General features: G+C 67.1%; 19 protein-coding genes. 6 read left to right on the top strand and 13 right to left on the bottom strand.

The features are described from left to right. Nucleotides 1-181: 181 nt before the first annotated feature. The 7 genes from dnaE to GR702_RS10730 all read right to left on the bottom strand — a co-directional run bounded on the left by dnaE (nucleotide 182) and on the right by GR702_RS10730 (nucleotide 8689). Nucleotides 182-3784 carry a DNA polymerase III subunit alpha gene (dnaE, locus tag GR702_RS10760; protein ID WP_160985901.1) on the bottom strand — a complete coding sequence of 1201 codons (3603 nt, stop codon included), beginning with the start codon at nucleotides 3782-3784 and terminating at the stop codon, nucleotides 182-184. A 109-nt stretch (nucleotides 3785-3893) separates the two neighbouring features. Beyond that, nucleotides 3894-5306, bottom strand: coding sequence for a carboxylesterase/lipase family protein (locus GR702_RS10755; RefSeq protein WP_160985900.1), 1413 nt, complete (start codon nucleotides 5304-5306; stop codon nucleotides 3894-3896). 49 nt (nucleotides 5307-5355) lie between these two features. After that, a complete protein-coding gene (locus tag GR702_RS10750) occupies nucleotides 5356-5856 on the bottom strand; it encodes a glutathione peroxidase (RefSeq protein ID WP_160985899.1) in 501 nt (166 codons plus the stop codon). After that, nucleotides 5849-6130 carry a hypothetical protein gene (locus GR702_RS10745; protein WP_160985898.1) on the bottom strand — a complete coding sequence of 94 codons (282 nt, stop codon included), beginning with the start codon at nucleotides 6128-6130 and terminating at the stop codon, nucleotides 5849-5851. The genes GR702_RS10750 and GR702_RS10745 overlap by 8 nt, the downstream gene beginning before the upstream one ends. 81 nt (nucleotides 6131-6211) lie before the next feature. Continuing rightward, complete coding sequence (locus GR702_RS10740) at nucleotides 6212-6910, bottom strand: ABC transporter ATP-binding protein (RefSeq protein ID WP_160985897.1); 699 nt, start codon at nucleotides 6908-6910, stop codon at nucleotides 6212-6214. Continuing rightward, nucleotides 6903-8144: a lipoprotein-releasing ABC transporter permease subunit gene (locus GR702_RS10735; RefSeq protein WP_160985896.1), complete on the bottom strand. Its 1242-nt coding sequence runs from the start codon at nucleotides 8142-8144 to the stop codon at nucleotides 6903-6905. The genes GR702_RS10740 and GR702_RS10735 overlap by 8 nt, the downstream gene beginning before the upstream one ends. Before the next feature lie 215 nt (nucleotides 8145-8359). Then, on the bottom strand, nucleotides 8360-8689 hold the full coding sequence (locus GR702_RS10730; protein WP_160985895.1) for a hypothetical protein: 330 nt from the start codon (nucleotides 8687-8689) through the stop codon (nucleotides 8360-8362). A 65-nt stretch (nucleotides 8690-8754) separates the two neighbouring features. On the opposite strand from GR702_RS10730, the gene GR702_RS10725 reads away from it, so the two are divergent. The 4 genes from GR702_RS10725 to GR702_RS10710 all read left to right on the top strand — a co-directional run bounded on the left by GR702_RS10725 (nucleotide 8755) and on the right by GR702_RS10710 (nucleotide 11599). Beyond that, nucleotides 8755-8940 carry a hypothetical protein gene (locus tag GR702_RS10725; RefSeq protein WP_160985894.1) on the top strand — a complete coding sequence of 62 codons (186 nt, stop codon included), beginning with the start codon at nucleotides 8755-8757 and terminating at the stop codon, nucleotides 8938-8940. 26 nt (nucleotides 8941-8966) lie between these two features. Beyond that, a complete protein-coding gene (purF, locus tag GR702_RS10720; protein WP_160985893.1) occupies nucleotides 8967-10415 on the top strand; it encodes an amidophosphoribosyltransferase in 1449 nt (482 codons plus the stop codon). 10 nt (nucleotides 10416-10425) lie between these two features. Continuing rightward, complete coding sequence (locus GR702_RS10715; RefSeq protein WP_160985892.1) at nucleotides 10426-11142, top strand: SDR family NAD(P)-dependent oxidoreductase; 717 nt, start codon at nucleotides 10426-10428, stop codon at nucleotides 11140-11142. Between the two features lie 109 nt (nucleotides 11143-11251). Then, nucleotides 11252-11599: a PilZ domain-containing protein gene (locus GR702_RS10710; protein ID WP_160985891.1), complete on the top strand. Its 348-nt coding sequence runs from the start codon at nucleotides 11252-11254 to the stop codon at nucleotides 11597-11599. A gap of 47 nt (nucleotides 11600-11646) precedes the next feature. On the opposite strand, the gene GR702_RS10705 is transcribed toward GR702_RS10710, so the two are convergent. Together GR702_RS10705 and GR702_RS10700 are read right to left on the bottom strand one after the other, a co-directional pair. Beyond that, nucleotides 11647-12966 (bottom strand): SAM-dependent methyltransferase, encoded by a 1320-nt coding sequence (locus tag GR702_RS10705; RefSeq protein WP_160985890.1) that lies wholly within the window; start codon nucleotides 12964-12966, stop codon nucleotides 11647-11649. 39 nt (nucleotides 12967-13005) lie between these two features. Then, a complete protein-coding gene (locus GR702_RS10700) occupies nucleotides 13006-14397 on the bottom strand; it encodes a cryptochrome/photolyase family protein (RefSeq protein WP_160985889.1) in 1392 nt (463 codons plus the stop codon). Nucleotides 14398-14453: 56 nt separating this feature from the next. Between GR702_RS10700 and GR702_RS10695 the strand changes: the two genes are divergently transcribed. Next, the gene (locus GR702_RS10695; protein WP_160985888.1) at nucleotides 14454-15203 is read left to right on the top strand and encodes a phosphatase PAP2 family protein; all 750 of its coding nucleotides are present in this window, start codon (nucleotides 14454-14456) and stop codon (nucleotides 15201-15203) included. Here GR702_RS10695 and GR702_RS10690 read toward each other — a convergent pair. Then, nucleotides 15172-16155: a metal-dependent hydrolase gene (locus GR702_RS10690; protein ID WP_160985887.1), complete on the bottom strand. Its 984-nt coding sequence runs from the start codon at nucleotides 16153-16155 to the stop codon at nucleotides 15172-15174. The two genes, GR702_RS10695 and GR702_RS10690, sit on opposite strands and share 32 nt — an antisense overlap. A 247-nt stretch (nucleotides 16156-16402) precedes the next feature. Here GR702_RS10690 and GR702_RS10685 point away from each other — a divergent pair, with 247 nt between their 5' ends. Next, on the top strand, nucleotides 16403-16885 hold the full coding sequence (locus GR702_RS10685) for an RNA pyrophosphohydrolase (RefSeq protein ID WP_160985886.1): 483 nt from the start codon (nucleotides 16403-16405) through the stop codon (nucleotides 16883-16885). 69 nt (nucleotides 16886-16954) lie between these two features. Here the strand turns inward: GR702_RS10685 and GR702_RS10680 are convergent, their stop codons facing one another. From GR702_RS10680 to guaB, 3 genes are read right to left on the bottom strand one after another with little or no spacing between them, the layout of a single operon-like run. Continuing rightward, a complete protein-coding gene (locus GR702_RS10680; protein ID WP_160985885.1) occupies nucleotides 16955-17497 on the bottom strand; it encodes a tetratricopeptide repeat protein in 543 nt (180 codons plus the stop codon). Nucleotides 17498-17511: 14 nt separating this feature from the next. Next, nucleotides 17512-18684, bottom strand: a complete 1173-nt coding sequence (locus GR702_RS10675) for an RsmB/NOP family class I SAM-dependent RNA methyltransferase (RefSeq protein ID WP_160985884.1) — start codon at nucleotides 18682-18684, stop codon at nucleotides 17512-17514. A gap of 15 nt (nucleotides 18685-18699) precedes the next feature. Continuing rightward, nucleotides 18700-20160 carry an IMP dehydrogenase gene (gene guaB / locus GR702_RS10670; RefSeq protein WP_160985883.1) on the bottom strand — a complete coding sequence of 487 codons (1461 nt, stop codon included), beginning with the start codon at nucleotides 20158-20160 and terminating at the stop codon, nucleotides 18700-18702. Nucleotides 20161-20754: the final 594 nt, after the last annotated feature.

The following is a 20754-nucleotide window of genomic DNA, read 5'->3' as shown; positions in this document are numbered from 1 at the left end:
TGGCTCGCACCCTGCCCGCCGCTTGCCAGCGTGGGCCGGTACAGTGAAGACACCGAGGAGTTCATCTGCGGACGCCGCCGCAGGCTCCTCCCTGTCCGCTGCCGCGCCATTGAGCGAGTCGCAGGAGCCCGCAAGGCGCTGTGACCTGACCTGAACTCCGGGGAACGTCCGACGCTCGACCTCAGGCAGCCAGGCGCACCCCTTCGGGTCCTCGCCGTGCAGTGAGCGAGACGTTGGTAATCCCCGCGACACTTTGCAACTGCTCGGCGAACTCGCCATCCAGCGCGAAGTCGCGGCCGAGGCGAACCTTCTGCTCGCGGCCTTGGCCAAGGTGCAGTGTGGCGATCACTTCGCCGCTGCCCCGTGCCCCCGGGCGCATGAGCAGCGCGAGTTCCTGAACGGCTTCGATGCGGTCGATGTCGAGCTTCAGCAGCATGCGCGCATCGGCCTTCACCTCCGCGAGCGGGCGGCCGCCGCGCACGGTGACGCGGGGCGGCTCGTCGGCGCTCGGCGAGTCGAGCTCCACATTGAGAAGCACGCAGGCGCCCTCTTTCGCCCACCGCACGAAATTGTCGACAAGGCTCTCCTCGAAGCACGAGGCGGAGAAGTTGCCCGACTGGTCGGAGAAGTCGGCCATGACGAAGTCCTTGCCGCGCTTCGTCTTGCGCTTCTGCACGCTCTCCACCATCGCGGCCATGACGGCACCGGTGCGCCCCGCTCCGCCGCCGCCCGCCATGAGGCTGCCGTACGTGCGGGCGCCGTTAGCCGACGCGACGGCGCGGTACTGCTCCACCGGATGCGCGGCGAAGTAGAAGCCGAAGTTTTCCCGCTCCTTCGCCATCTGGTCGGCGCGGCTCCACGCCTCTGCATCGACGAGGCGCAGGCCCTGCTCGGCGTGCTCGTCTCCTCCGAAGAGGCCATGCTGGCTGGATGCCCGCTCCCGCGAGGAACGGTCGGCCTCGGCGAGAAGAGTGTCGGCATTCGCCAGCACCTTCGCCCGGTTGGGCTCGAGCGAATCGAAAGCGCCCGAAGCGGCCAGACTTTCGAGCTGTCGGCGGTTCATCGATCCCGCCGGAGCCCGGCGGAACACGTCGTCGAGGCTGGCGAAGCGGCCGTTCGCCTGCCGCTCGGCGACGATCGCGTCCATCGCCTTCTCGCCCACGTTGCGAATGCCAGCGAGTGCGTAGCGTACCGCATGGCTTTCCGCCGTCTCCTCGACGATGAACTCCGCCTCTGACCGGTTGATGTCGGGCGCGGCCAGTTCGATGCCGTTGCGGCGCATGTCGTCAACGAAGATCGCCAGCTTTTCGGACTGGTGCATGTCGAAGCACATGGCCGCGGCGTAGAACTCGTGCGGGTAGTGCGCCTTGAACCACGCGGTATGGTAAGCCAGCAGCGCGTAGGCAGCGGCGTGCGACTTGTTGAAGCCGTATCCGGCGAACTTGTCAATCAAGTCGAACAGCTCGTTGGCTTTTGCCGGCTCGATGTCGGAAACCTGCTTGCAGCCGTCGACGAAGCGCTGACGCTGCTTGTCCATTTCCGCCTGCACCTTCTTGCCCATGGCGCGGCGCAGGAGGTCGGCGTCGCCGAGCGAATATCCCGCCAGTATTTGCGCGGCCTGCATGACCTGCTCCTGGTACACGAAAATGCCGTAGGTCTCGCCAAGGATCCCGGCCAGTTTCTCGTGTGGGTACTCGATCGGGGCGAGCCCGTTCTTGCGCTGGCCGAACAGGGGAATGTTGTCCATCGGGCCCGGACGATAGAGCGACACGAGCGCGATGATGTCACCGAAGTTGGTCGGCTTCACGGCCGCCAGCGTGCGGCGCATGCCTTCGGATTCCAGCTGGAACACGCCGACGGTATCGCCCCGCTTCAGCAATTCGTAGACTGCCGGATCGTCCCAGCCCAGCGCCGAGAGGTTGATGGCGATCCCGCGCCGCTCCAGCAGGTCGCAGGCCTTGCGCAGCACCGACAGGGTCTTGAGGCCCAGGAAGTCGAACTTAACGAGGCCGGTGTCCTCGACATACTTCATGTCGAACTGCGTCACCGGCATATCGGAACGCGGATCACGGTAGAGCGGCACAAGCTGCGCGAGCGGGCGGTCGCCAATGACGACACCAGCCGCGTGCGTGGACGAGTTGCGCGGCAGGCCCTCGAGCTGGACCGCAAGATCCAGCAGACGGCGCACTTCCGCGTCGGTGTCGTATTCGCGGCGGAACTCGGCAACCGGCGGATCGGCAAGCACGCCGTGCTTTTTGCGCCCGTGCAGAGCGTCCGTCAGCGTCCAGGGATCGGTCGGATGGTTGGGCACCATCTTGCACAGGCTGTCCACCCGGCCGTAGCTCATCTGCAGGATGCGTCCGCAGTCGCGCAGCACGGCGCGCGCCTTCATCTTGCCGAAGGTGATGATCTGCGCGACGTGGTCCGCCCCGTACTTTGCCTGGACGTAGCGGATCACCTCGCCGCGCCGGGTTTCGCAGAAGTCGATGTCGAAGTCCGGCATCGAAACGCGTTCCGGGTTGAGGAAGCGTTCGAACAGCAGGCCCAGCTTCAGCGGATCGAGGTCGGTGATCGTGAGCGCCCAGGCGACGAGCGAGCCCGCGCCCGAACCACGGCCGGGCCCCACCGGAATCCCGTTGTCCTTGGCCCACTTGATGAAGTCCGCAACGATCAGGAAGTAGCCGGGGAAACCCATGCCGACGATGATCTTCGTCTCGAAATCGAGACGTTCGGCGTATTCGAGGAAATCCTCGGTGACGCCTTTCTCGCGCAGGATCTCGTAGGCGGCCCGGCGCTCGTCGCCGGTGAAGGCCATGGCGTGGTCCAGTTCCTCCACCGTGACCTCGGGCCAATACGGTGCGAGGCGCATGGCGAGGCCTACCCGCGCATCGTCCGCCAGCATCCTCGCCTCGCCCTCGCGGTCACCGGCCAGGCTGGGCAGCAGCGGCTTGCGCTTGGGCGGCGCATAGGCACAGCGCTGCGCGACGACGAGCGTGTTGGCGAGCGCCTCGGGAAGGTCGGAGAACAGCTCCTGCATCGTCTCGGCGGGCTTGACCCAGCGTTCGCACGAGGAGCGCGGACGCTCTGCCGCATCGACATGCGTTGAGTTGGCGATGCACAGCAGCGCGTCATGCGCGGCATGGAACTGCTTCTCGGCGAACTGCGCGGGGTTCGAGGCGACGAGCGGGATTTCGCGCTCATAGGCGAGAGCGATAAGGTCCTCCTCGCTCTCGTCCTCCTCGGGCTCGCCGGTTCGCGTGATCTCGATGTAGAGCCGGTCGCCGAAGAGCGACTGCAGCGTGTCGCAGTAGCTTTCCGCCGCCTCGTAGCGTCCTGCGGCGTAAAGCCGGGCGAGCGCGCCTTCGTTGCCGCCCGTCAGGCAGATCAGCCCATCGGTATGGCCGCGCAGCGATTCGAGAGCGACATGCGGCTCCAGTTCGAGCGGGCGTTCCAGGTGGGCGCGGCTGACGTGATGGCACAGGTTGAGCCAACCCGCCTCGCTCTGTGCGAAAAGCGCCAGCCAGTCGATCGGCAGGTTCTGCCCCTGCGCCACCTGGCCCGGGCGCGCGATGGCGAGAAACGTGCCCACCACCGGCTGCACTCCCGCGCCGCGCGCCGCGCCTGCGAAGATTGGGGCGCCGTATAGGCCGTTGCGGTCGCATATGCCGGCAGCGGGGAACTTGCGTTCCTTGGCCAGCTTGGCGATCGCCTTCGGGTCGATCGCGCCGTCGAGCATCGTGAAACTGGAGAAGATGCGCAGCGGTACGAAAGGAGCGTGAGGCATCGGCGGAATCTAGGCATTGCGCCCATGCCTGATCAAGGGCGGGCTGGGGATAACGTGGGGGAAAGAACCGCCGACGCGGTCAAGCCATGGGTGGGCGCCGGCCATTCGTTCACCGGGCGGTCAGAGGGTCCCTTCCCACGTGAGCGTCGCCATCTGCGGCGAAGTCCAGGATCATGTCCTTAGCCGGATCGTAGCGCGGCCACGCAGGCAGCCTGCCCCCGTTCGGATCGCCCGTCGTCGCGAAGGCGATTACGGCATCGCTGGCCAGCTTGCCGAGGTGATTGTCGCGGGCGGTGGTGGAATCACCGTATTTCACGGCCTGGGTATCGAAGAAGAAGGGAATGTCGGTCGCGTGGGCGGCTCCTTGTCCGTTCTTCGCGCCGGAAGCGACATAGGAGAAGCGATAGGCATAGACCGGCACGCCCGCCGCCGTTAGCGCGCGGGAGACATCGCGCGCGCCCTTGATCATGGGGCCTTCAGGCCCGCCGATGTCCGCGCTGGTCGCACCGGCCATGACGGGCACCTTGACGAACTTGCCTGCTGCATAGGCGCGCAGCGGATCGACGACGATGCGCCCATCCGGAAACGGAGAGGAGTACGGTGCCTTGCGGCCGCTGAAGAGAGTTTCAAGGTTCAGACCGTCCACCACCTGTTCGGGCGACAGGGCGCGCAGGCGGGCCAGCGCATCGGGTGCATCGGGCGCGATACCTTTCGTGGCGGCAAAGGCCGTGCCGGTCTTCTCCGCCTCGGCAAGCGAGCCGCCGCCGCCCATGCCGCCGCCATTCCCGCCCGACATGATGATCGCGCGGTGAATGAGGCCCTTCCCTTGCGTCAGCGGCGAAGTCAGCAGCATGTGCACCGACATGCCGCCCGCACTTTCCCCCATGACGGTGACATTGCCGGGATCGCCGCCAAAGGCCGCAATGTTGTCGTGCACCCAGTTGAGGGCGGCCACCTGGTCGAGCGTTCCGTAGTTCCCGAGCAGCCCGCCGTCCGCATTGCTTCTGGAGAGCTGGGGATGCGCGAAAGTGCCGAAGCGGCCGACACGGTAGTTGAAGCTCACCACCATCACGCCCTTGCGGGCCAGTTCCGCGCCCGAGTAGGTGGCCGGCGAAGCTCCGCCATTGAGGAAGCCGCCGCCATAGATCCACACGATCACCGGCAGCTTCCTGCGCTCGCCCTCCGGCTTCCAGACATTGAGGTAGAGGCAGTCCTCTGACGGGGGCATGCCAAGCGGAGCCGCATCGCCGCCGAAGGGCTTCTGCATGCAATCGCTGCCATAGCGCTCGGCCGTGCGCGTGCCTTCCCAGGCCGGGAGCGGCTGCGGCGCCCGCCAGCGCAGATCGCCCACCGGGGGTGCGGCGAATGGAATACCTTTCCAGCTAACGACGCCATGGTCCGCCACGCCGGACACCATGCCGTTGCCCGTACGCGCAACCGGCGGCGCGCCGAGGCCCGAAGTGCAGCCCGAGATGGCAAGGCAGGTGGCGGCCATCGCGAGAAAGGCTGAGAAGCGCTGCATCGAAACTCCGGAAGGTGGGACGACGAAGAAGTTGTGATCGTTCGAAAAATCAGCCGGCCGCTGGCAGAAGGGCCTCTATGTCTCTGGCAATCGCTTCCGGCTTGTCAGTGGGGGCGTAGCGCCGCACGACCTTGCCGTCGGCGCCGATCAGGAACTTGGTGAAGTTCCACTTGATCGATTTCGATCCCAGCACGCCGGGCGCCTGCGCTTTCAGCCACTGGAAAAGCGGCGCGGCGCCATCGCCGTTGACGTCCACTTTCCCCATCAACGGAAACGACAGGCCGAAGTTCACCTCGCAGAACGAGGCGATCTCGTCCGCGCTTCCGGGCTCCTGGCCGCCGAACTGGTTGCAGGGAAAGGCGATCACTTCGAAGCCCCGGTCGCGGTACTGCTGCCAGAGGGCCTCCAGCCCTTTGTACTGCGGCGTGAACCCGCACTTGCTGGCGGTATTCACCACCAGGATCACCTTGCCCAACCGGTCGGCCAGGCTGATGGTCTCGCCATTGGGCAGGGTCGCCTCGAAGTCGGCGATGGTGCGCGGATCAGGCACCCTGGGGGAAGTCCGCGCGGCGCGAGAGGCCGCGGATCTCGCCGATGCGCAGCGTGTGGTCGCCGTCCTTCTGGATGGCGTAGTCGTCCTGCCTGTCTTCGGGCATGGCCATGACGAAGGCGATGAGTTCGGCCACCGTGCCGCGCCGGATTGTCTTGAACCGATGGAACAGGCCGCCGCCGTCCTCGCACTTGTGAAGTTCGGCGGAATCGCCCCAGCCGAAGCCCTCCACGGGCGTGGTGCTCGTCTCGATGGTGGACGGGAAGTCGCTCATCGGCGCGATCCTTTCTGTTCTCTTTGGCACATTCGATGTGGGAACAGAAAACCGCGACGTCAACGTGGGTTCCGCCTCGCCCTAGGCAAGGACGCCATCGTGCAGGCGCACCACCCGGTCCATCGCCGCCGCCAGCCGCTCGTTATGGGTGGCGACGAGCGCCGCGCTGCCTTCGCCGCGCACCAGCTGGAGAAACTGCGCGAAGACCTTGTCGGCCGTCGCCTCGTCGAGGTTGCCCGTAGGCTCGTCGGCGAGCACGAGATGCGGCCGGTTCGCAAGCGCGCGGGCAACGGCGACGCGCTGCTGCTCGCCCCCGGAGAGCTTGCTCGGCCGGTGCTCCAGCCGCTGTCCCAGACCCAGCGCGGTCAGCAGTTCGCGTGCCCGCTCCTCGCACTCTGCCCGAGGGCGGCCGGTGATGAGCTGCGGCAGGACCACGTTCTCGATCGCGTTGAAGTCCGGCAGCAGGTGGTGGAACTGGTACACGAAACCGATATGGTCGCGCCGCACGGCCGCGCGCTGATCCTTGCCCAGTTTGCTGGCGTCGATGCCTGCGATCTCGATCCTGCCGCCAAAGCCACCTTCAAGGAGGCCGATCGCCTGCAGCATCGTCGACTTGCCCGAGCCCGAGGGGCCCAGCAGCGCCACGATCTCGCCGGGCTGCACGGTCAAGTCGACGCCGCGCAGCACGTCGATGGTGACACCGCCCTGCTCGAAGCTGCGCGTCACTTTCGTGAGCCGCACGACGGGCGCGGCGGGAGAAGCGGGAATGGTTTCACTCATAGCGCAGCACCTGCACGGGATCGGTGCTCGCCGCCCTGTAGGCCGGGTAGAGCGTGGCTAGGAAGCTGAACACCAGCGCCATGATGCAGATTGTGACGATCTCCACCGGGTCGGAGCGGGCGGGCAGCTCGGTCAGGAAGCGGATGGACGGGTCCCACAGGTTCTGGCCGGTCAGGATCTCCACGGCGCGCACGATGGGCTGCCGGAAATAGAGGAAGATGAAGCCCAGGATCACGCCCGCCACCGTCCCCATGGCGCCGATGCAGAAGCCCGCCGTCACGAAGACCTTAAGCAGCGATCGCCGGGTGGCTCCCATCGTGCGCAGGATGGCGATGTCGCGCGTCTTCGCGCGAACCAGCATGATTAGCGAGGAAAGGATGTTGAACACCGCCACCAGCACGATGATCGACAGAACCACGAACATCGCCACGCGCTCCACCGCCAGCGCCTCGAACAACGAGGCGTTGATGGTGCGCCAGTCGGTGACGATCGCCCTGCCCTGCAGCTGCCGCGCGAGCGGCGCGAGGATCTCGCCCACCTTGTCGGGATTGCTGGTGGTCACCTCGATCATGCCGATCGAATCGCCCGTGAGCAGCAGGGTCTGCGCATCCTGCATGGGCATGATGACGAAGGCGTTGTCGTAGTCGTAGAGCCCGATCTCGAAGACCGCCGAGACATGGTAGGCGATCTGGCGAGGCACGGTTCCGAACGGGGTGGAACGCCCTTGCGGGTTGATGATGGTGATGACATCGCCCACTTGCGCGCCCAGGTTCTGCGCCAGTTGCTTGCCGATGGCCACATTGTCCGCGCCGGGCCTGAGCTCGGCAAGATTGCCCGCCTTCACCTTGTCCTGGATGCGGCCGATGTCCTGCGGGGTGTTGCCGCGCACGAGGATCGCCTCGACCCTGCCGTTGAAACTGGCGAGCAGCGGCTGCTCGATCAGCGGCGAAGCGTTCGTCACGCCCTTCGTGCGGCGCACGTCTTCCAGCACGCCCTGCCAGTTATCCAGCCGCCCGCCGTAAGCCTGGATGATGGCATGGCCGTTGAGATTCACGATCTTGTCGAAAAGCTCGGCCCGGAAGCCGTTCATGACGCTCATGACGATGACAAGGGCGGCGACGCCCAGCATGACCGCGACCAGGCTGATGCCCGCGACGAGCGCGATGAACCGCTCGCCCTTGCCGGGCAGCATGTAGCGCTTGGCGATGGTCCATTCGAAGGGGGATAGGATCAAGCGTGGGGTCCGTCTCGATGAAGTAGGCAGGCATTAGGATGATGCCTCCGCGCTGGCAAGCGGCAGGGCGCCCGAGTTCCGGCATGCCGGCGCCGATGCCTCGTACCTGAGCAAGGAGACAGCGCAGTCGGGCCGGTCCGCAATGCGGCCGGCCCGGCAAGGGTCCATGTTGCAACGATGCCGGCGGCCGAGCGGTCGGCCTCCCGGCGGAAGGTTCAGCGCTTGACCGAAGGATCCAGCTTTTCCACCTTGGGGCGGAAGCCCATCTGCGAAAGCACGTCGATCAGGCGCTGCCCGTCGGACTGCACCCGATCCAGCCAGGCATGGTGGTCGAGATGCCCGAGCGCCGAGCGCTGGAACATGCCGGCGGTGCGCGTCGCCTCGAGCAGCAGGCTGACGGGAATGGCCGCCCGCTCGCGTTTGGCCCGATCCCGCTCACCCCGCGCGCCTTCCGGCGCCACGACATTGTCGAGGATGTCCGACGGCGCTGCCTCTTGCACGGGCAGCTTTGCAGGACGCGGGCGGCTAGTTTCGGCGATACCCAATTTTCGGCTCCCAATGACGGCCCGTGTCGCGGCGACAGCGGGCTCACTGAGGCAACGCGGCTCCCATGAAGAAGTTTCCCGCCGCTCCCCCGGTTCAATCCATGTTGGCGCGATCGATCTGCCCGGCTTTGCGTCATTGCGCTGTCATGCTGCGCGCGCAGGACGGTTGTTCGTCGCGCGTCCCGTCGCAATGCGCGCCCTTCCCCCTTGCTTTTCCGATCGATCGCAGCCAAATGCGCGAGCGTTTTTGACGCGCCAGCGGGCTGGACATACATCCATGAACATGACTCACCCCTTTCGTGATGCCGACGGGGACAAGCTGCGCGAAGAGTGCGGCATTTTCGGCGTTATCGGCGCCAGGGAAGCTGCGGCGATCACCGCGGCAGGCCTTCATTCTCTGCAGCATCGCGGGCAGGAGGCGGTGGGAATCACCTCGTTCTCCGGCAGCGAGTTCCATGCCCATCGCGGCATCGGCCATGTCGCGCAGGTGTTCAGCCAGAAGGAAGTGGACACCCTGCCCGGCACGATGGCGTCCGGCCACGTGCGCTATGCCACCACCGGCGGCTCGGGGCTGCGCAACGTCCAGCCGCTGTTCGCCGATCTTGCGGCGGGCGGCTTCTCGATCGCGCACAACGGCAACATCTCGAACGCGATGACGCTCAAGCGCGACCTTGTGTCGAAAGGCTCGATCTTCCAGTCGACGTCCGACACCGAGGTCATCATCCACCTCGTCGCGACAAGCCGCTATCCCACGCTGCTCGACCGTTTCGTCGATGCCCTGCGAATGGTGGAAGGCGCCTACTCGCTCATCTGCATGACCGCCGAGGGCATGATCGCCTGCCGCGATCCGCTCGGCATCCGCCCGCTCGTCATGGGGCGCATCGGCGATGCGACGGTGTTCGCATCCGAAACGGTGGCGTTCGACGTCATCGGAGCCGAGTTCATCCGCTCGATCGAGCCGGGCGAACTGGTGCAGGTCGATCACAAGGGCACCATCTCGAGCCATCGTCCCTTCGGCGATCCGGCGCCCCGCCCCTGCATCTTCGAGCACGTGTACTTCTCGCGCCCCGATTCGATCATGGATGGCCGCTCGGTCTACAACGTGCGCAAGCAGATCGGCGTCGAACTGGCCAAGGAAGCGTTCGCCGAAGCGGACGTCGTGATCCCCGTCCCCGACAGCGGCGTGCCCGCGGCTATCGGCTATGCGCAGGAATCGGGCATCCCCTTCGAACTGGGCATCATCCGCTCGCACTATGTCGGCCGGACCTTCATCCAGCCCGGCGATGCGGCGCGCCACGCCGACGTGAAGCGCAAGCACAACGCCAATCGCCCGGTGGTGGAAGGCAAGCGCATCATCCTCATCGACGATTCGATCGTGCGCGGCACGACATCCAAGAAGATCGTCGAGATGATGCGCGATGCCGGCGCTGCCGAAGTGCACATGCGCATCGCCAGCCCGCCGACGGAGCATTCGTGCTTCTACGGCGTCGATACGCCCGAGCGTTCCAAGCTGCTTGCCGCGACAATGGACACCGAGGCGATGGCCGACTTCATCAAGGCCGACAGCCTGGCCTTCGTCTCGATCGACGGCCTCTACCGCGCGGTGGGCGAAGCGAAGCGCGCCAGCTCCTGCCCGCAGTTCTGCGACGCCTGCTTCACCGGCGAGTATCCCACCAAGCTGACGGACTTCACCGACCGCTTCCCCGCCAAGCTGAACGCGGCTTGAGGGTAGCGACATGACCGGGCCGTTCGAGGGACAGGTCGCGCTCGTCACCGGCTCCAGCCGGGGCATCGGTGCGGCCACGGCCATGGCGCTGGCGGCCAGGGGCGCGCATGTGGTCCTGACGGGGCGCGACACCCGCGCGCTCGAGGGTGTGGAGGACGCGATCTTCCAAGCCGGCGGATCGGCCACCATCGCGCCTGTCGATCTTGTCGAACCGGACGGCATCGCCCGCCTTGCCACCGCCATCGCGCAGCGCTGGGGCAAGCTCGACATGCTCGTCATCAACGCGGCGGTTCTGCCCGAGCTGACCAGTGTCGCCGACATCGACCAGCGCGCCTTCAACAAGGCGCTCACCACCAATGTCCTTGCGACGCAGGCGCTGATCGCCAATTTCGATGCACTGCTGAGGAAAAGCGCAAACGCCCGCGTCATCGGCATGACCACCACGGTGGCACAGGCTCCGCGCGCCTATTGGGGTGCCTACGGGGCCACCAAGGCCGCGTTCGAGGTGCTGCTCGACGCCTACGCGCAGGAGACCGCGAAGGTGTCGAAGGTTCGCGTGGCCATCGTCAATCCCGGTGCCACCCGCACAGCCATGCGCGCGCGCGCCTATCCCGGCGAGGCGCCTGCATCGGTCAAGCCGCCCGAAGCGGTGGCGGAAAGACTGGCGGCTCTGCTGCAGGAAGATTTCGCTACCGGGCACCGCGAGACCGTTAACCAGCCGGCGTAACCCGAAGGTAATCCCAAGCTGGAACAAATGGGGCCGAATCGGCGCTCTTTTGCGCGCGCGATTCCAAGGCAGCCGCGTTATGTGAGCGGTTCGAACGAGTGAGGTCGCCATGGTCCAGACGCAGCAGGAACGATACGCCGCCGCCGCCCAGGAAGACCGCAGCGCACCGCGCCTGCGCATCTCGATCCCTGCTTCCTTGCGACCGTCGGGCTCGAAGAGCTTCCAGACCGCAGTACGCAACCTTTCGCTGTCCGGCTTCTCGGCCACGGCCATGACGCAGATCGCGCCCCGCACGATGTGCTGGCTGACGCTGCCCGACATGGACACCGTCACGGCCAAGGTGGTCTGGTGGGACAACGGGATCGTCGGCTGCGCCTTCGACCAGTTGCTCGACCCCGTGCAGCTCGAGAGCATCCTCGACCGCTGGAACCTCGACAAGCCGCAACGCCGGGACTGAAGTTAGGCAGCCCCGCTCGTCCGACCGCCCCGGCGATCAGGGCAAAATCAGCTTTTCAACAGCGTAACTTGCGCAACGTCGATGCCGCCTCCGGCAAAACCGCCCTCGCAATACATCAGGTAATAGCGCCATAGTCGCACGAAGCGCTCGTCGAACCCCTGCGGCAGACGCCCTTCCTCGACGGCCAGATCGAAGTTGCGGCGCCATTCGCGAAGAGTGCGCGCATAGTCCTGGCCGAAGCCGTGGCGGTCTTCCCATCTGAACCCGTGTTCGGCCGCAAGCCGCCGGAACTCCGCCTCGCTCACCAGCATGCCGCCGGGGAAGATGTAGGTCTGGATGAAGTCGGCACTGGCGGCGTAGCGCTCAAAAATGGCGTCGTGGATGGAGATGTACTGCAGCACCGCGCGCCCGCCGGGCCGCAGGTTGCGCGAGAGGCACTGGAAGAAGTCGGGCCAGTAGGCGCGCCCGACCGCCTCCACCATCTCCACCGAGACGATCGCGTCGTAGCGCCCGCCGTCATCCCCGGTGCCGACATCGCGGTAGTCCTGCTTGCGGAACTCGACCGACCCGCTCCCGCCTTCCTTGCCCTCACCGGTCCAGCGTTCGCGCGCATAGGCCAGCTGCTCGTCGGAAAGGCTGATCGCGTCGACCTGGATGCCGTCGTAGCTGGCGAGGAAGGCGGCCAGCGTTCCCCAGCCGCAGCCGATCTCCAGCACCCGCTGGCCCGGTTGCAGACGCAGCCGCTCAATCATTGCGCCTGCCTTGGCGGACTGGGCGCAGTCCAGCTCGGTCACGAACTGGCTGAACGCGTTGGGCCCCTCGGCCATGCCGGAATAGAGTGCGCTGGAATAGAACATCGTCTCGCCCAGCCACTGCGCATAGAAATCGTTGCCGAGGTCGTAGTGCACGTGGATGTTGCGCAGCGAGCCCGAGCGGGTGTTGCGGTGGAGCGCATGGATCAGCCGCGTCAGCAGCCGCCACGGCCCGTGTGCACGCGCCACGCCGCCCAGCGCCACGGCATTGTCCATGAACAGCGCGAAGAGCGGCACCGGGTCCGGGCTGTCCCATTCCTGCGCTTCCCACGCCTGGTACCAGCCGACCGATCCCGAAGTCGCCAGCCGCAGCAGCGCGCGCCAGCTCCTGAGTTCGACGATCGCATCGAAGCCGGGTTCGCGCCCGCCCAGCAGCCGCGTCTCGCCGCCCGGCAGGGTCGCGGTGATCGAGCCGCGCTGCAGGCCCGCGTCGATCCTGTCGAGAATTTGGTGCACCCCGCCCGACCACAGCCGTGCGAGCCATTGCGGGCCAACGCCGATGGCGCTTCCGCCCCCTACCAGTTCTCCGCCTCTTCCCGGCACCTGCGCGTTCATTCCCCTGATATGGACGCGAATGGCGCCCCGGGCAATTGCCTAGGATAGCGGATCGCGCACGCTTGCCGCCGCTTTCGCCTGCTGCCAGGCCGCAAGCGCTCTTTCCCGTGCCTCGCGGTGATCGATGCGCTTTTCGGGGTAGCCGCGCGGTCGCACGCCGGGCGGCGGATCGTGGATCTGCGCGTCGGAGAGCCCGGCGAGTTCGGGCACCCACTGGCGGATGTAGTCCGCTGCATCGAACTTGGCCGACTGGGTGAGCGGGGCCATGATCCGCACGAACATGTTGGCATCGACGCCCGAGCCCGAGGTCCACTGCCAGTTCACCGCGTTGTTGCCGTAATCCGCGTCGACCAGCGTGTCCCAGAACCAGCGCTCGCCCTCGCGCCAGTCGATGAGCAGGTGCTTGATTAGAAAGCTGGCCGCGATCATGCGCACGCGGTTGTGCATCCAGCCTGTGTGCCATAGCTGGCGCATCCCGGCATCGACGATGGGATAGCCCGTGCGGCCCTGCTGCCATGCCTGCAGGTCCGCCGGGCTCTGCCGCCACGGAAAGTCTCCGAAGGGCTCGCGGGCATTCTTCGCCCCATAGTCCGGGTACTGCAGGATCACGTTCTGCGCGTAGTCGCGCCAGCCCAGTTCCCCCAGGAACGTGTCCACCGAGCCGCCCGCCTGCGCCGCGCCGTGCCAGGCCTGCGCAGGCGAGATTTCACCGAAGTGCAGGTGCGGCGAGAGCATCGAGGTGCCATCCCGCGCCGGCAGGTTGCGCTGCCCGGCATAGTCGCCCGCTTCCTCGGCAAAGGCGGCAAGGCGCTCCATCGCGCTCTCCTCGCCCGGACGCCAGGTATCGCGCAGGCCCCCTGCCCAGTCCGGCCGGGTGGGAAGCAAGGCCCAGTCGTCCAGGGCGTCTGACGCGGGCCACTGCGGCGGCGCGGGGATCGCGTCCGGGCATGGCAGAGGTTCGGGCGGCGGCATGCGTTCGCGCAGCGCCCGCCAGAACGGGGTAAATATCTTGTAGAGCCCGCCCGATCCCGTCGTCACCGAGCCCGGCGGGGCAAGGTAGTTGCCGTGGTGGAGGCACAGCGTCACCGCCTTTGCCACCGCCTTTTCGGCATTGCGCCACCAGGGTTCGTAGTGGTGGAGCGCGTGCACTTCGCCCGCGCCCGTTTCGTGCGCCAACTTGGCCAGCACTTCGTCGCTGCGACCACGGCGCAGGATCAGCCGCGAGCCCCGGGCGCGCAGCGATGCATCAAGGCTCTGAAGCGAATGGTGCAACCACCAGCGCGAGGCGCCGCCCATCGCGCGATGCCGAGGGGTGTCGTCGTCGCAGATGTAGACGGGGATCACCGACCCCTTGCGCGCGGCCTCTGCCAGGGCAGGCTGATCGGCGAGGCGCAGGTCGCGCCGAAGCCACACGATGACGGGAGAACTCATGGACGGTAACTCATCGCGCTCGCAACGCCTTGCCGGCTGACGCGTTCCCTCACCCCATGGCGGCGCACCGCGAATCTCCAGAAGGGCCGGATCGCGGCCTGCGCATCGATCCGCGCAAGGCGCTGGCCTGCGGCGTGCTGTGCTGGCTCGGCGCGGCGCTTGTCGCATGGGCGGTCCACGCCGGCCGCGCCGAAGGGTTCGACGCTGCCGGCCTGCTTTTCTGGCGCGACGACACGCTGCAGCCTGCCGGATCGCGCAAGCTGCTGGAAGGCGTGCGCGACGTGACGGCGCTGGGCGGCGTGCTCTTGCGCAACCTCTTCGCGCTGGCGGCGGTGGTGGCGCTGCTATTCCTGCGCCTGCGCCGTGAAGCAGTGCTTCTGGCGCTGACCGTCGCTTCGGGCTGGGTCGTCAACAGCGCCCTCAAAGGACTTGCCGGACGGGAGCGGCCGCAGATCGTGCCGCATTTGATGGAGGTGGGAGGCAACAGCTTTCCCAGCGGCCACAGCTTCAATTCGGCCGTGGTCTATATCGCAATCGCCCTTGCCTTCGCAGCCATGAGCACGCGTGCTTCCGTTCGCTGGACGGTGATCGCGGCGGCCATGGCCACCAGCCTTGCGATCGCGTGGAGCCGGGTCTGGCTCGGCGTTCACTGGCCCAGCGACGTCATCGCCGGGTGGCTTGGCGGCGCCGGGTGGGCATTCCTTGCAAGCGCGCTGCTCTACCGCCCCGCCAGGACAATCGATAGGGAGATCGCGCAGGAGGTGACCGGCGAGTTCAGCACGCCGGAACCTCGACCCGGCGAGTAAAGCTGCCGACCATGCGCGGCCCGGCAAAGCGCGCGTCGCCAACAGTCACTACGGCGCTGCAGCCCTGTCGCTCGAGCCGGGCAAAGGGCATCTGCGACCATGCCAGGAAATCGCGCAAGTCGGCAGAGGACGCGATCGCCCGGCGCACGAGCGGGTCGGTGATGTTCGCGGACACATGCGGGGAAGCTGGCCGGGGACCCCGGGCAAGGGGATCGTAGGCGATGTGCTGGTACGTGATCGTGCCCCCTGCGTCCCACCGCACGATCACGTCGCGCTTCCAGAAGGCCAGCGGTTCGGGCGCGGCGAAGATGCGCGTCGCCTCAGGGATCGGGCGGCCTTCCATCGGCTCGAACGCGATGCCGCGCACATAGCTTCCCGCCGCTTGCGAGATGCCGACGTTCAGGAGGATATAGGCCACCGTCCCCCCGAAAGCCGCCTGTGCAGGCCGGCCGCTGCTCCTGCGCCCGGCGCGTCCCCGCTTGCGCGCGAGCCAGATGCCGAGCCCCAGCATCAGCCAGACCACCGCGTCGATGATGAACAGGCCATCGGTGTGGAACCATCGCGCGCTGGCGGGCGACATCAGCTGCACGGCGTAGGTGTTCTGCAGGTCGAGCAGCGGATGCGTCAGCGCGCCCAGATAACAGAGCGCGACCAGCCAGCCTGCGTGCATCGGCAGCCCGCTCCTGAAGATGGCGCCTCTTCTCGCCTGCCAGCGGTCCAACAGCCAGAGCAGCCCGGCCAGCAGCGGCGGCATCAGCAGCACGCCGCCGACAAGGCCATGCGTGAAGCCCCTGTGCATCGCCAGCGGCGCCCAGGGCGCCCAGCCGAAGAACACGTCTATGTCAGGCATGTTCGCGCCGAGCACGCAGGCGGCCAGCCCCTTTCGCGTGCGGTTCTTGAGCCCGGTCTCGGCCAGCGCCCAGCCGACGAGGCTGTGGGTGAGATTATCCATGGGAAGCGGGAAGTTGCATGGAAACGGTTATCGGGGCGGCATCCACCCATGGCAAGGCCTCACCGCGACCTGGCCGCTGCTCCTGAACCGGCTTTCAAAGGAGGCTTTTCGCTGGCCAGTCCGCGCCGCCTCACCCTTCGGTCAGGGTCAGGTGGCCGGTTGGTTCTGGCGTCCCGGCGCGTGGCTCGGTACACCTGCCAGCGAATCCCTGCGTCTCTCGCGCCTACCTACTGGAATACCCCAAGCCATGACCGATCCCGCGTCCCTGCCCTATCGCCCCTGCGTCGGGGTCATGCTCGTCAATTCCGACGGCAAGGTCTTCGTAGGCAAGCGTATCGACAACCGCGAAGGGGACTGGTGGCAGATGCCCCAGGGCGGCGTGGACGAGGGCGAGGACCTGCGCGCCGCGGCCTACCGCGAACTGTGGGAGGAGACCGGCGTCACCGAGGATCGCGTGAAGCTGCTCAGCCAGACCCGCGAGGAACTGCTTTACGACTTGCCCGAGGAACTCGTCGGCAAGCTGTGGAAGGGCAAGTACCGGGGCCAGCGTCAGCACTGGTTCCTCGCCCGCTTCGACGGCAGCGACGACGCGATCGACCTCAACGCGCACCAGCCCCCGGAATTTTGCGAGTGGCGGTGGATCGAGGCGGAATTGCTCCCCGAACTGATCGTCCCTTTCAAGAAGCGCGTATACCGCGCCGTGCTGGAAGAGTTCCGCGCCCTCATCTAGGCGGCCCGATCTTGCCCGGCCTCTGAAGCCCCGCCGCAGCTGGCTCGGCCTGCGGCCGGGGGCGTCTCCTCAGTTCTCGGTCACCGCACTCTTGGGCGTGGTGGCGTCGGCGGTCGCCATACGGGGGGCCGGACCCTTGGCGATCGCGGCGGCAAGTGTCTGGGTTTCGTTGCAGGACTTGCCGCAAAGGGTCTGCAGCCGCGCAAGGTTGCGGTTGGCCTTCTCGGTCGCGCCCTTTTCCGCCAGCGCCATGCCCTCTCCGGCGATGGCGGTGATGTTGCGCGGATCGCTGGTGAGCGCGATGCGATAGTAGTGCAGCGCCTTGCCCTGCAGACCCTGGCGGCGCGTGGCCTCGGCCAGAGACAGCAGCACGCGGACGCTGCCCGGCTCCACGGTCAGCGCCGATTCGTAGGCATCCACCGCGCCTTCGACGTTCCCGGCCGCGAGCGCCGCCCTGCCCTCGTCGAGCAGCGCGGCAGCGCGCGGATCTAGCGGGGCAGGCGATTGCGAGTGGGTTACGCTGGACGAAATGGCGACAAGAAGGGAAAGAGCAGCAGCAACGGGCGTGTAGCGCATCAGCAGGTCCTTGGCCGAGGTCTTCGTCCTCATCATGGGACGGGACGCTATCACAGGCGGATGAACCGCGCGACGAAAAAGCCGTCGGTTCCGTCATGATACGGAGACAATCTGAGCCCCGGTCCGCGCGAAGTGCCCGCCGGCAGAGCCGGAACTTCGCCGCGCCAGCCGGGGTGGCGATCTAGGAAGTCCTGAGCCTGCTCGCGGCCTTCGACGTCAAGCAGCGAGCAAGTGACGAAGACCAGCCGGCCGCCGGGTTTCACCAGCTGCGCAGCGACGTCCAGCAGCCGCCCCTGCACCGCCATGTAGCGCTGAAGCTGCTTCTCGGTCAGCCGCCAGCGGGCCTCTGGATTGCGCCTCCAGGTCCCGGTGCCCGAACAGGGCGCGTCCACCAGCACGGCGTCGGCGGCCTCCAAGAAAGGCGCCAGCGCTTCGGTCTCCCGGCCCGGATCCAGCAGCACCGTCTCGATGCAGGTGGCCCCTGCCCGGTCGGCGCGCGGAGGCAGGCGGGAAAGGCGCGCGCGGTCGGCATCGCTGGCGATGAGGCGGCCGGAGTTCTCCATGGCCGCCGCAAGCGCCAGCGTCTTGCCGCCCGCGCCTGCGCACAGGTCGATCACCGTTTCACCCGGCCGCGCGGCCACGGCCTCGCAGGTCAGCTGCGAGCCTGTGTCCTGCACCTCAATCCGACCTTCGAGATAGGCGGGGGACTGCTCGATCCGGGTTTCGGGCGGGTAGCGCCAGCCGTGGGCCGCCACCGTCCGCTCGCCGCCTTCGGGCAGCTGGAGCGGCCCCGCCTTCAGCGTGTTCACGCGGATGTCGAGCGGGGCACGGCCAAGCAGGGCCTCGCCCTCGGCCTCCTCGATGTCGCTTTCCGTCAGCCGCTGCAGCAGCCAGGCGGGCGCTATGCCGGGCGACGCTACAGGCTCTCCCTCGCGGATCGGCGTCGGGGCATGGCTCGAGCCATCGAACAGCGCGGCGAGCTCGGCATCGTGGCGGGCGACGCGCAGCATCGCGGCTCGGCCGCTCTCGGGCACTTCGCCGCACGCCCTGATCGCGCGATAGGCAAGCTCGCGCACCGCGCGCCGGTCTCCGCTTCCGGCAAAGCGGCGGGCGCGGAACCAGTCCGCGATGAGCCGGTCGGCAGGCGCACCGTTGGAGCGCGCCGCCTCGATCACAAGGTCGAGGATTTCGATCGCGGCCTGCACGCGGGCGGCGGGGGTCATCGCCCGTCCCTCGCCTCAGCCTCGCGTCGGATAGTTCGGCGCCTCGCGCGTGATCGTCACGTCGTGGACATGGCTCTCGCGAAGGCCCGCGTTGGTGATGCGGATGAACTTCGAATTGCGGCGCAGGTCCTCGATCGTGGCGGAACCGGTGTACCCCATGGCCGCCTTGATGCCGCCGACCAGCTGGTGGATCACGTCCTTGGCCGGGCCCTTGTAGGCCACCTGGCCTTCGATCCCTTCGGGAACGAGCTTCATCTGGTCCTTGATGTCGCCCTGGAAGTAGCGGTCCGCCGAGCCGCGCCCCATCGCGCCGACGGAGCCCATGCCGCGATACGACTTGTAGGCGCGGCCCTGGTAGAGGAACGTCTCGCCCGGCGCTTCCTCGGTCCCGGCCAGCATCGAGCCGACCATGATCGTCGAGGCACCGGCGGCGAGCGCCTTGGCCGCATCGCCCGAGGTGCGAAGGCCGCCGTCGGCGATGACCGGAACGCCCGCCTTGTCAGCCTCCTCGGCCGCTTCCATCACCGCCGTGAGCTGCGGCACGCCAACGCCCGCGACGATGCGCGTGGTGCAGATCGAGCCCGGTCCGATGCCGACCTTCACGCAGTCGGCTCCAGCGTCGATCAGGGCCTTGGCAGCTTCGGCGGTGGCGATGTTGCCGGCGATGACCTGCGCCGAGTTGGAGAGCGTTTTCACCCGCTCCACCGCCAGCGCGACATCGCGGTTGTGGCCGTGGGCGGTGTCGATGACGACCACGTCGCACTCGGCCGCGAGCAGCGCCTCGGTGCGGGCGAAGCCCTTGTCGCCCACGGTGGTGGCGGCGGCGACGCGCAGGCGGCCGGCGCTGTCCTTAGTGGCGTCGGGATAAGTGACCGCCTTCTCGATGTCCTTGACGGTAATCAGGCCCACGCAGCGGAAGCTGCCGTCCACCACCAGCAGCTTCTCGATCCGGCGCTGGTGGAGGAGGCGGCGAGCCTCTTCCTTGCCGACGCCCACGTCCACGGTGGCGAGGTTCTCATGCGTCATCAGTTCGCGCACGGGCTGCATCGGGTTGTCAGCAAAACGCACGTCGCGGTTCGTCAGGATGCCCACGAGCCGGCCGGACGCCTCGACCACCGGGATGCCGCTGATCCGGTTCGCCACCATCAGCGCCTGCGCTTCGCCCAAGGTGGCGTCAGGCGCGATGGTGATGGGATTGACGACCATGCCGCTCTCGAACCGCTTGACCTGGCGCACGGCGGCGACCTGCTCCTCGATGGTGAGGTTACGGTGCAGCACGCCGATGCCGCCCATCTGGGCCATGGCGATCGCCATGTCGGCCTCGGTCACGGTATCCATGGCGGAAGAGATGACGGGGATGTTGAGCCCGATCGAGCGGGTCAGCATGGTGCGGGTATCGGCCTGGGTCGGCACGATGTCGGACTTGGCGGGACGCAGCAATACGTCGTCGAAAGTGAGTCCGAGCTGGATATCCATGTGCGCCACCAATGCCTTTGCGGGGGAGAATCGTGGCGGCCCATGTAATCAAAGGGGACTGCGAGGGCTAGAGCCTCTTCGCCATCAATTTCATCGCGGCGATGGGAACGCGCAGATCGAAGCTCCAGGGCACCCGTGCGCCGTCACCACGGCAACGCGAAACGCGCGCGCCGGACATGCCGAATGCCCGCTGGCGAGCGCGGGCGTAACGCCGGGGGAAATGCGCGGGAACGGGATACCCGCAAATGGGTATCGGGCCGGCTTCGTGAGCGCCCCTATTGGGCACTCGGTAACTGCGGCTCCTTGCGAACGGCCCGGTAGCGGCATGGCAGCCCGGCTCGACCCTCAGCGAAAGCGGTTCGGAACTGGCGCGCGGGCTCGCGAAAAGGCGCCGGTTCCAAAGCTTGGCGGGAAGCGTCCTCTTACTAGGAGTCACGCCGTTTGCGCCGCGCCTTGCCTGTCTTCCTCTAACAGCGCGTTGACGAAGTCGGTGTGATCTGATTCAGCCTGGATACGGAAAGAAGGCGGTCAGCGACGATGGCGATGCGACGTGATGGTGATGTGCAGGCGGATCTGATCGTGTCGTGGTCAGAT

The organism is Novosphingobium silvae, assembly GCF_009856825.1.
GTDB lineage: Bacteria > Pseudomonadota > Alphaproteobacteria > Sphingomonadales > Sphingomonadaceae > Novosphingobium > Novosphingobium silvae.
The sequence above is the reverse complement of the archived record's forward strand: the minus strand, read 5'-3'. Positions and strand labels throughout refer to the sequence as shown.